We start from the raw sequence: 13,592 nt of genomic DNA, 5'->3' as shown, positions 1-13,592 counted from the left end.
CCGCAGGCTGGTGACCATGCGCACGTTGCGAGATGCCGCCCATGAGGCTTATCGCCAGGCCGGTATCGTTGATCCGCTGCGCCAGCTGGACGCGGCTGAACTCTACGAGCCTGTGAGTTACTCCGAGCTGGCGTGGTATGAGGCCCTGGGATTCTGTGGGGATGGGGAGGCAGGTCGTCTGATCGACGAGGGCACTACCCTGATAGATGGGGAGCTGCCGGTGAATCCCTCGGGCGGGGTACTGTCGACCAACCCGGTGGGAGCCTCGGGGGTTATCAGAGTGGCCGAAGCGGCCATGCAAGTCATGGGGCGCGCCGGGGAGCACCAGGTGCCTGGGGTGCAGACGGCGTTGGCCACTGGCTACGGGGTGTACGCCTGGAGTGACGTCATGATTTTATCCAGCCAGGCGTTTTAGCTTCAGGCGGCAGATCAGCAAGCGGGGGATAGCAGCACGATGAGCGAATTCGTACATGTGCCAATCTCCATGAACCTAACCTGGCGCTATGGCACAGGGTGGTACTTTGGGCATTTCTTTCGCACGCTGAAGGAAGAGGGTAGACTGCTGGGTCTGCGCTGTCCCGTCTGCCGGCGAGTCTACTTGCCTCCCCGTCCCGTCTGTGGCAACTGCCATGCCCCACTCCAGGAGTGGGTCCCGGTGGCTGACAGAGGAACCGTGCGCGCGTTCACCGTGGTACACCTGCCGATCGTGGATCCGGCCACGGGCGAGCCTCGACCGGTGCCCTACGGCATGGCCCTCATTCAGCTGGATGGCGCAGACACGACGCTCAACCACTACCTGGCCGAAACGGACCTATCGAAGTTGCGCATCGGCCTGCGGGTACGGGCGGTGTGGCGGGATAAACGACAGGGAAGCATGACCGATATCCGGCATTTCGAAATTACGGACGAGCAGCCACCAGTCCATACGCCGATGCCCGCAGATTCCTACCAGCCCGATCATCCCCTCGCCTACGAGACCGCTGTAGTTGAGCAAGGTGTGTATCTGACGTTTATCTACGCAGCGGGCAAGACTGCCACCCGGTTCCTGGCGGGACTACGAGATGAGAAGCGCATATACGGCAGCCGCTGCCCCAGGTGCCAGCGAGTACTGGTGCCAGCCCGCAGCCTGTGCCCCCGCTGCGGGCTGGATACGGAAGCATGGGTAGAAGTGGGGCCTGGCGGGATCCTTACAGCGTTTACTGAACGAGGCGGGCAAAAGTTTGGTCTCATTCGGCTGGACGGAGCAGACACGGACCTGGTGCACCGGCTGGGGGGAGCGGAGGTGAGTAGCTGGCACGCGGGCATGAGGGTCGAGGCCGTCTTCGCTCCGGAGCGCAAAGGACACATCCTGGACATAGCCTATTTCAGACCGCAGGCGATATCAGGCCACGGTGATAACGATTGAGGCTGCGTGGGAGCTGAACTGCACCGGCACCGGTGCCTGGTAGGAACTGAACTGCACCGGGGCCGTTCTCCGGCAGGCTACCCCTTCACCGCGCCCGCGGTCAGGCCGGCGATGAAGCGATCGATGAACAGGTTGTACACGATGGCGATGGGCACGCTGGTGATCAGGGCTGCCGCCATCAGCGACCCCCAGTAGAAGACGTCGCCCCGCACCAGAGCCACCGGGATGCCCAGGCTGACGGTCATCTTGCCCACGGAGCTGATGAAGGTCAGGGCGTAAACGAAGTCCTGCATCACCAGGGTGAAGGCGAAGATGGCAGCGGTGAGGATCCCGGAGATGGCCAGGGGGAGGACCACCTTGCGCATGGCCGACAGCCGGCTGTAGCCGTCGATCATGGCCTGCTCCTCGATGTCCCGGGGGATGGATCGGAAGAAACCCATTAGCAGCCAGGTACAGAAGGGGATGGTGAAGGTAGGGTAGACCAGCACCAGCGCCCAGGGGGAGTTCTGCAGGCCGAGGACGGCGATGACGCGGGAGAAGGGGATGAACAGCAGGGTGGGCGGGATGAGGTAGGTAAGGAAGATGCCGATGCCCAACCGCTCGCCCCAGCGCCCGGCCAGACGGGCCAGGGCGTAGCCTGCCGGCAGCGCGAAGAGAAGGGTAATCAGCACCACCAGCCCCCCGATCCACACTGTGTTGCGCACCCAGGTCAGGTAAAGCGTCTGACGGAAGAGCAACTGCACGTGCTCCAGGGTGGGCGGATCGTTGAAGATCCAGGGGATGTGGGTGGCCACCGTCCCCCCTACGTATAGGTCACGGTCCTGCTTGAACGCCGTGAGGAACATCCAGTAGAAGGGGAAGACGGCGAAGACGGTGAAGGCCAGCGCGGCTCCGTAGAGCCCCACGCGCTTGGCTGCACGCGCCAGGCGCCGCTTCATCCTCCCACCTCCGCCCGCCGGGCCACCCTCAGCATCAGGATGGCCACCACCACCAGCACGGGGAGGAGGAAGAGGGCGATGGCCGCCCCCTGTCCCAGGTCGGCGCCCAGGATGCCCCGCTGGAAAGCCAGGCTGGCCAGGACGTGGGTGCTGTTGTACGGACCGCCGCGGGTGAGCAGGTAGACGACGCTGAGGTCGGTGGAGGTGAAGACCACGCCGAAGAGGACGGCCACCGTGACCACGGGCAGCAGCAGCGGCAGGTGCACCTGGAAGAGCCGCCGCCAGAAGGAGGCGCCGTCCACCACGGCCGCCTCCCGGATCTCCGCGGGGATGGCGGACATGCCGGCCAGGACGATGACCGTGGCGAAGGGGAACATGCGCCACACGTGCACGGTGATGATGGCGATCATGGCCAGCGTAGGGTCACCGAACCAGTAGAGCCAGCCCTTCAGCAGCCCTACCGCCCGGAAGGTCCAGTTGACCACGCTGAAGGTGGAGTCAAAGATCCACGTCCAGGCCATGGCCGCCAGGGAAACGGGAACGGCCCAGGGCAGCAGCAGGAGCATGCGCACACCCCGCCGCCCGAAGAAGGCCGCCTCCAGGACACTGGCCGCGGCTGTGGCCATGACCATCACCAGAACCTGGGAGACGACGGTGAAGAGGGTGGTGTTGCGCAGGGCCAGGCGGAACTGCGCGTCGGCGGCAATGGTCCAGAAGTTGCGCAGCCCCACCCAGGGGAAGGTCAGGGTCCCCGAACGCGCTGCGCTGAGACTGAGCAGAACGGCCATGCCAAAGGGCACACCCACCAGGAGGACGACGTAGAGGAGAGCGGGAGCCAGAAGCAGCCGGCCCAGCGCATCGTCCCGGTCGGCCAGCGTCCTGCGGCGGAAGACCGCCGGGGCTGCCGCCACCACTGACTGCGCCTCCTTCAGGGCCACCGCGTCACCACCGCCTGGCCACCGGGCTCCATGCCGGGCTCCCGGTCACCGTGCCGCTCCCGCCGAGCCATCTCCGGGACCGCGATCCCGCGCCAGGCCGGTGCGGCGATCGAAGGAGCGGATCGCCCGGCGGGGCACGGCAAACTCGTAGACCTGCCCCTCCGCCACCGGCATGGTCACGTTCACCGGCAGTCCGGCGATGACCGGCTGGTCCGAGCGGCGCTTCTCCTCCAGCAAGCCGTAAACCAGCCGGTCCGCGCCCAGGTGCTCCACCTGCCGCACCCGCAGGTGGTAGACCACCACTTGGTCCCGCGGATCAAAGACCTCCCGCGGCAGGAAGTGTTCGGGGCGAAAGCCGATGAGCGTCTCCTCGTCGTGCTCGACCAGGTTCATCGGCGGGGAACCGAGGAAGGTGGCTACAAAGGTGTCCGCGGGGTAGTCGTAGACCTCCTGCGGGCTGCCCACCTGGCGCACCCTCCCCTTCTCCATGACCGCGATGCGGTCGCCCAGCCCCATGGCCTCCACCTGGTCGTGGGTGACGTAGATGGTGGTGGTCCCGATCTGCCGCTGGAACTCCTTGAGCTCGTAGCGGGCGATGGCCCGCAACTGCGCGTCCAGGTTGGAGAGCGGTTCGTCGAAGAGGAAGACCTTGGGGTCGCGCACCACCGCCCGGGCCAGCGCCACACGCTGCCGCTCCCCGCCGGAAAGCTGACGGGGGAAGCGGTCCAGCAGGCGCTCGATGCCGAACATGCGCGCCCCGCCGTGCACCCGCTCCCGCACCAGGCGCGGCGGCTGTCGCATCGCCTCCAGGGGGAAGGAGATGTTGCGGAAGGCGGTCTTGTGCGGGTAGAGGGCGTAGCTCTGGAAGACCATGGCGATGCCGCGGGCGCGGGGCGGCACGTCGGCGTCCATGCGCTCGCCGGCGATGAAGATCTCACCGGCGGTGGGCGTCTCCAGGCCAGCGATCATGCGCATCAACGTGGTCTTCCCGCAGCCTGAAGGCCCCAGGAGGACCAGCAGCTCCCCTTGCCTCACGGAGAGGTTGACGCCATCCACAGCGTGCACCTCTCCGAAGAACTTGTGCAGGTCCCGCGTCTCGACGTAGCCCCGCTCCATACCTTTTCGCCTCACCCCAGGGGACAGGGCGAGGTGCGCCCGCAGACCGGACGCACCCCGCCTGGCCTTCACATCTGGTTGATGTTACCTGTCTTTGCCGCCGCCCACCAGCCCGGCACGGCGCCACTTGGCGAAGATCTCCTTCACCCGCCGGTCCGCCTCTAGCACCGCCTGCCGCGCAGTGAGCTGCCCCGTGGCCGCCTTGGCGAACATGTCCGGGATGACGAAGGTGTCGAAGATCTCGCCTTCGGCCGGGTTGGCCGGGCCAGGGTAGCCGATGTTGGTGGACCACTGCTCGGCGTCGGCCAGCACCTTCAGCTTGTCCGGCGGCACCGAGGCGAAGGGATCCTTAAACACCACGGAGCGGATCCACTTCCGCCCCTCCGCCGGCTTCTGGGCCAGGGGCACAGTCTTCTCCGCCACGCTGCCGAAGAAGGAGGGGAAGTTGTAGAGCTTGCTGGCCATCACCGCATCCCGGTAGTTGTCCACCAGGTGGAGGAGGAATTCCTTGGCCCGATCCGGTGCCTGGGCGAACCGCCAGATCACCCAGACCCCCATCACGTGCTCGCTGGCCCAGCGGGCCCTGGGGCCGCGCAACGCCGGGACAAAGAAGATGTCCGCGGCCGTGGGCAGGCGACGGTCCTGTGCCGAGCGGTAGGCGGAGATGGAGTTGAGGATGTAGGCAGTCTGCCCTGCCTCCAGCGCCTGGTTGTTGGAGGCGGCATTCCAGCTCAGGACGGCCGGGGTGCTCACCTCGCGGAAGAGCCTGGCACCGAACTCCACGGCGCGGATGGTCTCTTCGGAGTTGAGGACGATGTTCTCGTCCTTGTCCTGGATGGAAGCGCCGAAGGACCACATGATGGCCCGGGTGGCCATGTTGGAGTCGATGTCCTGGGAAAGCCCGATGCCAATGGGGATCTGGATCCGGGGAAACTTTTGCTTGATCTCCCGTCCGGCCACCAGCAGGTCGTCCCAGGTCTTCGGGCCCTGGGCGAAGCCCACCCCGGCCCACACGCTTTTCAGGTAGTCGCCCGGGTCGGGCACCCAGTTGTCCGAGAAGCCGAAGAACTTGCGGGTGTTGCGGTTGTAGGTGCTCTGCCGCACCAGGGGGATCATGGGACCGTAGCGCCGCTCGGCCTCTTGGTTGATGTCGGTCAGGTCCAGCACCTGCTGCTCAAATGCCGAGGGAGGTGCCAGGAAGAAGTAGAGGTCGTGCCCCTGCTGTGCTGCCACCTCCGCGGTGGCCCGAGGGACGACGTCGGCAAAGGAGATGTGGTCCACGGTCACCTCGATCCCCCGACTCGCCCCCCACTGCTTGGCGAAGGGGTCGAACCAGGTGTCGTAGGCCGGAACGAAGTGGCTCCAGGTCATGATGCGCAGGGTCCTCGGCTGCGCCCGCACCACATGGATGGGCCCGAAGATAGAGCGCAGCCCGCTGGCGGCGACACCCACCCCCGCTGCCCCAGCGGCCGTCAGTTTGAGAAACTCCCGACGAGAGAGACGTCGCCACCGGTTTTCCGCAACCCGCACCCACCTGTCGGTCCTCTGGTCACTCACGCACTCTCCACCCCCTCAGCAATCTCTGGCATTTGCCGTGGCCAACCGGGCTTTGTGGGTCTATTGGCAGAAAGTATAGAGGGCTTCCGGCGTGGATTGCAATTGCGATCAAGCTGCGGTAGCGGGATTGATGGTGCCCCCAGCGGGATTCGAACCCGCGTTGCCGGCTTGAAAGACCGGTGTCCTAGGCCTGGCTAGACGATGGGGGCGAGGCCGGGACAAGTATACCACCGCCTCCCGCCTCAGTCCGCGTAGGTGCGGACGAAGGTCAGGATCTCCGCCCGAATCGCCGGGCCTTGGGGAGTGGCGAAAAGGTGGACACCGTGGGCCCCTGTGGGGTAGAGGCGCAGGGCCTTCGGCGGGGGGGTGCGCATGTGCATGGTGCGTACGCTGTCGGCGAAGGGCTGGTCGCCCGTCCCCGCGATGAAGAGCTTGGGAGTGCGCAGCGTCGGCAGGTGGGGACGGACGTCCAGGCCCCGGAAGCGCATGCCGCTGGCGATGACCACCACGCCAGCCACCGGCCGCAGCGCCGCCGCCTTCAGGGAGACGGTCCCTCCCATGCTGGCGCCGATGAGGACTACCGGCCGTGGGCCTCTGCGGGTGGCGTAGGCGACGGCGGCCAGCGCATCACGGTACGTCTGCGCGATTACAAATCTTCCGCCGGAGCGACCGATGCCCCGGTAGTCGTAGGTGATGGCGGTATAGCCGCGGCGGGCCAGCTCCTCGGCCAGGGGGAACCAGATGCGCTGGTCGGTGGCGTACATGGGCGAGAGGATGACCGCCGTGCGGCCGCGGCCGATCTCATAGCCGGCGATGGCCATCCCGTCGTCGGTAGGAAAGCGGATGGGGGTGTGGGCCCGCGCCGGCGGCGCGCCCACAGCTACCAGCAGGACCAGCACGGCGGCAAGGCCTGCGCCCGGAACGATGAGCACCCGGCCCTTCAGGGCGAACGGTGCCCGGCGCCTCGGGAGGAACAGCGCCGGTCGAGAACTCCGCCTAGAGCAGAGACTTGACTTTCCCCCCATCGACCTGGATCACGGTGCCGGTGACGAAGCTGGCCCGCTCCGAAGCCAGGAAGGCCACCACCGCTGCCAGCTCCTCCGGGCGGCCCACACGCCCCAGCGGCATGTCCCCGGTCCAGAGGCGCCGCTCTGCCTCCTCCACGGAGATGCCTTCCCGCTCCGCGTAGCCCCGGGTCAGCTGGTCCAGCCGGTCAGTGGCGATGGGTCCGGGGCAGACGGCGTTTACCAGGATGTTGTCTCGACCATACTCATTGGCCAGGGTCTTGGTCAGCCCGGCGACGGCAGCGCGCAGCGAGCTGGATATCGTCAGCGCCGCCAGCGGTTGCTTCAGTACGTAGGAGGTGATGGCGATGATCCGCCCCCAGCGGCGCTGCCGCATGGCGGGCAGCACCGCCCGGCACAGCCGCACCGCGCCAAGCAAGATCAGATCCACCGCCTCACGCCAGGCCGCCTCGTCCATCTCCAGGAACGTGCCGGCGGGTGGTCCTGCCATGTTGCTTACCAGGATGTCGATGGCCCCAAACTGTTGCACCGCGGCACTCACCACCCGGGCCACGTCGTCGCCCCGCGTGACGTCCCCGGCCACCGGTAGCACCGTCCCGCCACCCCGGGCGATCTCCTCCGCCGCCGCCGCCAGTGTTGGGGCGTCCCGCGCGCAGATGGCTACCCGCGCTCCCTCGGCCGCCAGCGCCACCGCCACTGCCTTCCCCAGTCCACGGCTGGCGCCCGTCACCAGGGCTGTACGCCCCCGCAGTCCCAGATCCATCGGCTATGGCCAGAGCACCAACTGGCGCAACTCCTGTATGCGGGATTTGGCCAGGGGGATGAGGGTTTCCTTCGGATCGTCCAGCAACAGGCTCTGCGCGTCGCGGGACCACGGCACGATGCGACGCACCCGACGCAGGTTGACCAGGTAGGCGCGGTGGCAGCGGAAGAACCCGTGCGGGGCCAGCACAGCCTCCAGCCGCCGCAGTGCCTCCCGCACCCGTAACGCCTCACCGTCCAGGGCCACGGTGGTGATCTCGCCGTCTCGCCGCAGGTAGAGGACGTGAGACAGCGGCAGGAGGCGGCGGTCCTGGCCCTCACGCACGCAGAGGCGGTCCACGCCGCCGGAGGTTGCCGACCGCCCCGCCAGCCGTGCCAGGGCCCTTCCCAGGCGGTCGCGGCTCACCGGCTTCAGCAGGTAGTCCACCGCCCCCAGGTCGAAGGCGGGCAGGGCGAAGTCCGGAAAGCCGGTGACGAAGACTACCGGCACGCCCTGGCGCTGCAGCCGGTCCCCCAGCGCCAGTCCGTCCACCTCCGGGAGGCGCACGTCCAGGAAGGCCGCGTCTACCGGCACTCTGTCCAGCAGCCGCAGCGCCTCCGCGGCTGTCCCCGCCGTGCCGGCCACGGTGGCCCCCAGCTCTTCCAACAGCCCGGCCAGGCGGCGGCACGCCGGCGGCTCGTCATCCACGATCAGCGCGCGCACCGTTCTCCTGCGCCGCTGCGGCACCCCGGACTCCCGGGTGCACCCCGACCGCCGGCTCCAGCGGCAGCGTCACCACCGCGACGGTCCCTCCGCCAGGACGGCGCAGCACCCGCAGCCTGGCGTCACTGCCGTACCGTGCGTCCAGACGGCGGCGCAGCGTGCCCAGGCCCAGGCGGCCCGCCCCGGCGATGGTCAGGGTCTGCTCGAGGCTTCCGCGCACGGGCACCCGGACCATCCCCGGCCCGTCGTCGGCCACCACAATGAGCACCTCCCGGCGCCCCGGCCGTCCACGCACGGTCAGCCGCAGCGTGGCCCCTGCTGCGCGGCTGGCGGCAGCGTGCACCACCGCGTTCTCCACCAGCGGCTGCGCCACCAGCGCGGGGATGGGTGCCCCCAGCACCCCCGGGTCCACATCTATGATGGTGCGCAGGCGGGACCCCAGGCGGAGCCGCTCCAGACCCAGGTACATTCCCACCAGCGCCAGCTCCTCGGCCACGGAGACCAACCCTTCGCTTCGGCCTAGGGTCGCCCGCACAAACCGGGCCAGGACGGCGATCATCTCCTCGGCCAGGGCGGGGCGAGAGCGCACGCACGCCTGAATGGCCGTCAGCGCGTTGCACAGGAAGTGGGGTGCTGCAGGCGTCCACACCGGTCTTCCCCCCGCCTGATCAGGCGAGACGGCATGTGCCCATTTACGGCCCGCGGCGACGTCGGCCGTTTGGTGAGAGCTCCGCCGCCCGCGGCACCTCCAGGACCGCCCGCAGCCGGCGGACCGCCCGCTCCTGCAGCTCGGCCACGCGGCTGACGGAGATGCGGCAGTGCGCCGCCACCTGACGCAGGCGCATCCCCCGGCCGAACCGCAGCCTGAGGATCTCCCGGTCGCGCGGCGGCAAGGCCGCCATGGCCTGAACGAGCGCGGTGCGCAGCTCCTTGGCCAGCAGTTCGGCCTCCGGCTCCGGCGCCTCTTCCGACACGGGCCCGACATCGTCGAGACTGAGAAACTGGGTCGCCACCCGCAGCGGGCCCGGCCGCGTTCCATCTCTCCCCTCCCCGGCGGCGCGTCCCGCCGCCTTCGCCGCGCGGCGCAGGCTGCGCGGCAGCGGGTCCCTCGCCCGCAGGCCGTCCAGGATGGCACCGCGGATGCGGTGGCTGGCGTAGGTACGGAAGTCAACGCCGCGCGAAGGGTCGAAGCGGCGGGCGCATTCCAGCAGGCCAACCACCCCGTCGTGCACCAAGTCGTCCAGCTCCACGACCGCCGGCAGGGCGTAGCTCATGGTCCGGGCGATGGAGTACACCAGCGGCAGCAGGGCATCGACGGAAGGAAGTGGGACAGGGGCGCGGTTCGCCTGTGGCGGTGTTGCTCCGTTGCGCGGCGACACCGGGACAGCGGCGGGTTCGTACACCGCGGATCGCCCCACACCCATGACCTCACCGGGATGACGGCGCTCATGATCGCACGGGCAGGTCTCCCCAGGCTCACCTTGACACGCGACAGGCCGGAAGGGGCGTGCAGGCTGCGAAAATCCCGGTGCCGGGCGCGCAGCGGCAAGGTGGCTCTCCCAGAAGTGTGGATCGCGCTTGGGCGGGGTCCAAGAATCCCCCGCGATGCCTGGGGCGTCCTAAAGAATGCGGGCGGTGACCTCTGCGGCGGTGATCTCGATCAGCGCCCCGCCACTCCTGCCGTCGCCCATGGTGCAGTTGACCACCAGGGTGTCGCCGAGGCGCTCTATCCCCGGCGACTCGTGCACGTGCCCGCAGGCCACCACTCGTGGCCGCAGCCGCAGCACCTTTTCCCGCACTGCGGGCGAACCGATGTGCCGGCCGCTGGCCACCCGGTCCAGAACGCCGTGGGGCGGCTCGTGCACCACGAGCACATCGCAGGGGTGGTCCACGTCCGGGCCGCCGAACGTCACCCCGGCGACGGCCCGCGGCGGGCCCTCCAGCAGGGCGCCTTGCCTCCGCATGGCAGACTTGACACCGGGCGTGTCCATGTTGCCGGGAATCGTGAGTACGGTCAGCGGCAGGGAGTGCAGCAGGACCAGCGCCTCCTCGCCACGCCCGAGGTGCGTAAGGTCGCCGGGCAGGAGCAGCACAGCCGGCTGCTGCTCCAGCACCAGGGCGCGCACCCGGGCCACGCGCTCGGCATGGCCGTGCAGGTCAGCGCAGGCAAGGATGCGGACCATGGCGTCCCCCGCTATGATAACAGGAGCGCTACAGGAGGTGGCGGCATGCGCCGGGTGATCGACGGGATGAGGCTGGGGTGCGATCTGGGAGGGACGGGACCGGCGGTGCTCTTCCTCCACGCCTTCCCTCTGAACCGCCGGATGTGGGCGCCACAGCAGGACGCGCTGCGCGGGCAGGCGCGCATGCTGGCTGTGGACTTCCGCGGCTTCGGCGAGTCCGATCTCTCCCCGGGGCCCTACACCCTGGAGGACCTGGCCGGGGACGTGCTGGGGCTGGCGCGCAGCCTGGGGGTCAACAGTGCGGTGGTGGTAGGGCTCTCCATGGGTGGGTACGTGGCCTTCCGCCTAGTCGCGCGGGCGCCGGAATTCGTGCGGGCGCTGGTGCTGGCGGACACCCGGGCCGAGGCGGACACGCCGGAGGGGCGTGCTGGCCGGCTGGCCCTGGCCGAGCGGGCGCAGCGGGAGGGCCTGGCGGCCCTGGAGCAGTTGCTGCAGGGCCTCGTCGGACCGACCACCCGCGCCTCCCGTCCGGAGGTGGCGGCGCGCCTGCGGCAGATTATTGGCGACCCCCCCGCGGAGGCACTGGCCGGCGCGCTGCGCGCCCTGGCCGGACGGCCGGACAGCCGCCCTCAGCTGCCAGCCATCACCGCCCCCACACTGGTCCTGGTGGGAGAGGAAGATGGGCTGACCACGCCCAACAGTGCCCGCGTCATCGCCGAGGGCATCCGTGGCGCCCGCCTGGTCCTCCTGCCCCGGGCGGGGCACCTCTCCAACCTGGAGGCCCCCGAGGCGTTCAACCGCGAGCTGGTGGCGTTTGTGCGCGAGGTGGGGTAGGGCGGGGAGTATCCGACGCCTCAGCGGCGGTCGAGGGGGACAAACTCCCGTTGCCGCGGTCCGATGTAATCGGCACGCGGACGGATGAGACGGTTGTCGGCGTATTGCTCCAGGATGTGCCCCGTCCACCCGCTGATGCGGCTGACGGCGAAGATGGGCGGGAAGAGATCGGGCGTGATGCCCAAGGCCGCGTAGACCGACGCGGAGTAGAGGTCGACGTTGGGGTAGAGCTGACGCTCCCGCATGACCACCTCTTCCATCCTCCGCGTCATCTGGAACCAGCGCAGATCGCCCGCCCTTTCCCCCAGCCGCTGGGACAGCCGCCGCAGGTGCCGTACTCGGGGATCCTCGGTGCGGTAGACCCGGTGGCCAAAGCCGGGGATCCTCTCCTTCCGCGCCAGCTTCTCCAGCACCACGGGCTCCACCCGCTCCAGCGTGCCCGCCTCCTGCAGCAGCTCCATCACCGCCGCGTTGGCCCCGCCATGCAGCGGACCCTTGAGCGTGCCGATGGCGGAGGTGACTGCCGCGTAGATGTCGGAAAGGGTGGCCGCCGTCACCCGCGCGGCAAAGGTACTGGCGTTGAGCTCGTGGTCCGCATGGAGGATGAGCGCCACGTCCATGGCCCGGGCATGCTCGGGGTCAGGCTCGCGGCCGAAGAGCATGCGCAGGAAGTCGGCAGCGTGCCCCGCCTCCGGCTGCGGCGCCACCGGCGCCTGCCCCTGGCGCAGGCGGTGGTAGGCGGCGACGATGGTGGGAAACTGCGCCACCAGGCGCGCCGCCTTGCGCAGGTTGCCTTCGCGGCTGCGATCCTCGAGGTCGGCGTCGTAGAGGGCCAGAGCGGAGACGACTGTGCGCAGGACGTCCATGGGGTCGGCCGTCCGCGGCAGACCGCTCAGCAGCCCCTGGACCGCGGCCGGCAACGCCCGCGCCGCGCCCAGCTCACGACGCAGCGCCTCCAGTTGCGGCCGCGCCGGCAGCTCGCCGTGCCAGAGGAGGTAGACGACCTCTTCGAAGGTGCATTGCTCCGCGAGGTCGTGGATGTCGTAGCCCTGGTAGAGAAGCCGCCCCTCGTGCCCGTCGACAAAGCAGATGGCTGAAGCGGCGGCAACCACGCCCTCCAGCCCGGGCTGAACCTGAGACTGCACTTCTCCTCCCCGCATGGTACCTACGGGCCTAGCCTAGAGAGGACACCCGCGTCTGTCAACGAGGGGACCGGCCGGGTAACGGGCAGCCGCGCCCGGGCCAGCCGGGCCATCGGGCATTCCGCAGCAACCCTCGTTCCGAAGCAGCTAAAGCAACCGGAGCTGGGCGGAAGGGACAGGAGCTGGTCTCACCGGCGGGCCCGCAAAGCCCGCGCGCGCCTTGAGGGCGGCAACAACCTGCTGGATCCGCTGCTGCGTGGCCCGGGGCGCATACTTGCCCCGGTAGAGACGCTCGTACTCCGGCACGAGGGCGGGTCGCTTGTGCTCCAGGTAGGAAAAGAACGCCTCCCGTGTGACCTGGCCCAGGTGGAGGGTATTTGTGAAGAGGGCGGAGGCCCCGTAGGCCCTGGCCGCCTCCACCACCGCAGCCAGCTGCTCCTCCCCGTCGGTGATCCCCGGGAGCACAGGAGCCAGGAAGACGCCCGTGGCCACCCCTGCCTCTGCCAGCATGCACATGGCCTCTAGACGTCGCTGCGGCGGGGGGACGTCGGGCTCAATCTCCCGGGCGAGGGCCGGGTCCACCGTGGTCAGGCTGAACATGACCAGGGCCCCGGGTCCCCGGGCCAGCTTCCCCAGGACGTCCCGGTCACGGACGACCATGGTAGATTTGGTGACCAGGGCGACCGGCGTGTCGGCGTTACTCAACACCTCCAGGACCCGGCGGGTGATGCGGTAGGTACCCTCCGCTGGCTGGTAGGGGTCAGTGGCCGTGCCGATGTGCACCTGCTCCCGGCGCCAGGTGGGTCGGGTGAGCTCCCGGCGCAGCACCTCCGGCGCGTTTACCTTGACGAAGATTCGGGAGGACCAGTCGCGGATCCCGTCCTGGTCCAGGAACCAGTGCGTGAGCCGGGCGTAGCAGTACACGCAGGCGTGAGCGCATCCCCTATACGGGTTAATCGACCACCGGAAGGGCATCCCACGGACCCGAT

Annotated in this window: 15 protein-coding genes and 1 tRNA gene; 3 read left to right on the top strand and 13 right to left on the bottom strand. The window is 69.0% G+C overall.

The features are described 5' to 3' along the window. The coding region (locus QN152_06295; protein MDR7539130.1) for a thiolase family protein at nt 1-415 on the top strand (415 nt) is incomplete at its 5' end. Nucleotides 416-655: 240 nt separating this feature from the next. Further along, nucleotides 656-1,405 carry an OB-fold domain-containing protein gene (locus tag QN152_06290; protein MDR7539129.1) on the top strand — a complete coding sequence of 250 codons (750 nt, stop codon included), beginning with the start codon at nt 656-658 and terminating at the stop codon, nt 1,403-1,405. Between the two features lie 77 nt (nt 1,406-1,482). Here QN152_06290 and QN152_06285 read toward each other — a convergent pair whose 3' ends face one another. The 11 genes from QN152_06285 to QN152_06235 all read right to left on the bottom strand — a co-directional run bounded on the left by QN152_06285 (nt 1,483) and on the right by QN152_06235 (nt 10,627). Then, nucleotides 1,483-2,343: a carbohydrate ABC transporter permease gene (locus tag QN152_06285; protein MDR7539128.1), complete on the bottom strand. Its 861-nt coding sequence runs from the start codon at nt 2,341-2,343 to the stop codon at nt 1,483-1,485. Further along, nucleotides 2,340-3,281: a sugar ABC transporter permease gene (locus QN152_06280; protein ID MDR7539127.1), complete on the bottom strand. Its 942-nt coding sequence runs from the start codon at nt 3,279-3,281 to the stop codon at nt 2,340-2,342. Before QN152_06280 ends, QN152_06285 begins: the two co-directional genes overlap by 4 nt. A gap of 45 nt (nt 3,282-3,326) precedes the next feature. After that, nucleotides 3,327-4,397 carry an ABC transporter ATP-binding protein gene (locus QN152_06275; protein ID MDR7539126.1) on the bottom strand — a complete coding sequence of 357 codons (1,071 nt, stop codon included), beginning with the start codon at nt 4,395-4,397 and terminating at the stop codon, nt 3,327-3,329. An 84-nt stretch (nt 4,398-4,481) separates the two neighbouring features. Then, nucleotides 4,482-5,954, bottom strand: coding sequence for an extracellular solute-binding protein (locus QN152_06270; protein MDR7539125.1), 1,473 nt, complete (start codon nt 5,952-5,954; stop codon nt 4,482-4,484). A 131-nt stretch (nt 5,955-6,085) separates the two neighbouring features. Continuing rightward, nucleotides 6,086-6,163: transfer RNA gene (locus QN152_06265), tRNA-Glu, on the bottom strand. Between the two features lie 33 nt (nt 6,164-6,196). Beyond that, on the bottom strand, nt 6,197-6,886 hold the full coding sequence (locus QN152_06260) for an alpha/beta hydrolase (protein MDR7539124.1): 690 nt from the start codon (nt 6,884-6,886) through the stop codon (nt 6,197-6,199). A 64-nt stretch (nt 6,887-6,950) separates the two neighbouring features. After that, nucleotides 6,951-7,742 (bottom strand): SDR family oxidoreductase, encoded by a 792-nt coding sequence (locus QN152_06255; protein ID MDR7539123.1) that lies wholly within the window; start codon nt 7,740-7,742, stop codon nt 6,951-6,953. 3 nt (nt 7,743-7,745) lie between these two features. Then, nucleotides 7,746-8,444 (bottom strand): LytTR family DNA-binding domain-containing protein, encoded by a 699-nt coding sequence (locus tag QN152_06250; GenBank protein ID MDR7539122.1) that lies wholly within the window; start codon nt 8,442-8,444, stop codon nt 7,746-7,748. Continuing rightward, entirely contained in the window at nt 8,422-9,093 is a 672-nt protein-coding gene (locus QN152_06245) for a histidine kinase (GenBank protein ID MDR7539121.1), read from the bottom strand. The genes QN152_06250 and QN152_06245 overlap by 23 nt, the downstream gene beginning before the upstream one ends. Nucleotides 9,094-9,136: 43 nt before the next feature. Further along, on the bottom strand, nt 9,137-9,862 hold the full coding sequence (locus QN152_06240; protein ID MDR7539120.1) for a sigma-70 family RNA polymerase sigma factor: 726 nt from the start codon (nt 9,860-9,862) through the stop codon (nt 9,137-9,139). Between the two features lie 201 nt (nt 9,863-10,063). Then, the gene (locus tag QN152_06235; protein MDR7539119.1) at nt 10,064-10,627 is read right to left on the bottom strand and encodes a metallophosphoesterase; all 564 of its coding nucleotides are present in this window, start codon (nt 10,625-10,627) and stop codon (nt 10,064-10,066) included. A gap of 45 nt (nt 10,628-10,672) precedes the next feature. Between QN152_06235 and QN152_06230 the strand changes: the two genes are divergently transcribed. Next, entirely contained in the window at nt 10,673-11,461 is a 789-nt protein-coding gene (locus tag QN152_06230; protein MDR7539118.1) for an alpha/beta fold hydrolase, read from the top strand. Between the two features lie 20 nt (nt 11,462-11,481). Here the strand turns inward: QN152_06230 and QN152_06225 are convergent, their stop codons facing one another. Continuing rightward, entirely contained in the window at nt 11,482-12,606 is a 1,125-nt protein-coding gene (locus QN152_06225) for a citrate synthase (GenBank protein MDR7539117.1), read from the bottom strand. 144 nt (nt 12,607-12,750) lie between these two features. After that, entirely contained in the window at nt 12,751-13,578 is an 828-nt protein-coding gene (locus tag QN152_06220) for a radical SAM protein (protein MDR7539116.1), read from the bottom strand. Between the last annotated feature and the right edge of the window lie 14 nt (nt 13,579-13,592).

It is taken from the genome of Armatimonadota bacterium (genome assembly GCA_031459715.1).
In the GTDB taxonomy this organism is placed as follows: domain Bacteria; phylum Sysuimicrobiota; class Sysuimicrobiia; order Sysuimicrobiales; family Humicultoraceae; genus Humicultor; species Humicultor tengchongensis.
The sequence above is the reverse complement of the archived record's forward strand: the minus strand, read 5'-3'. Positions and strand labels throughout refer to the sequence as shown.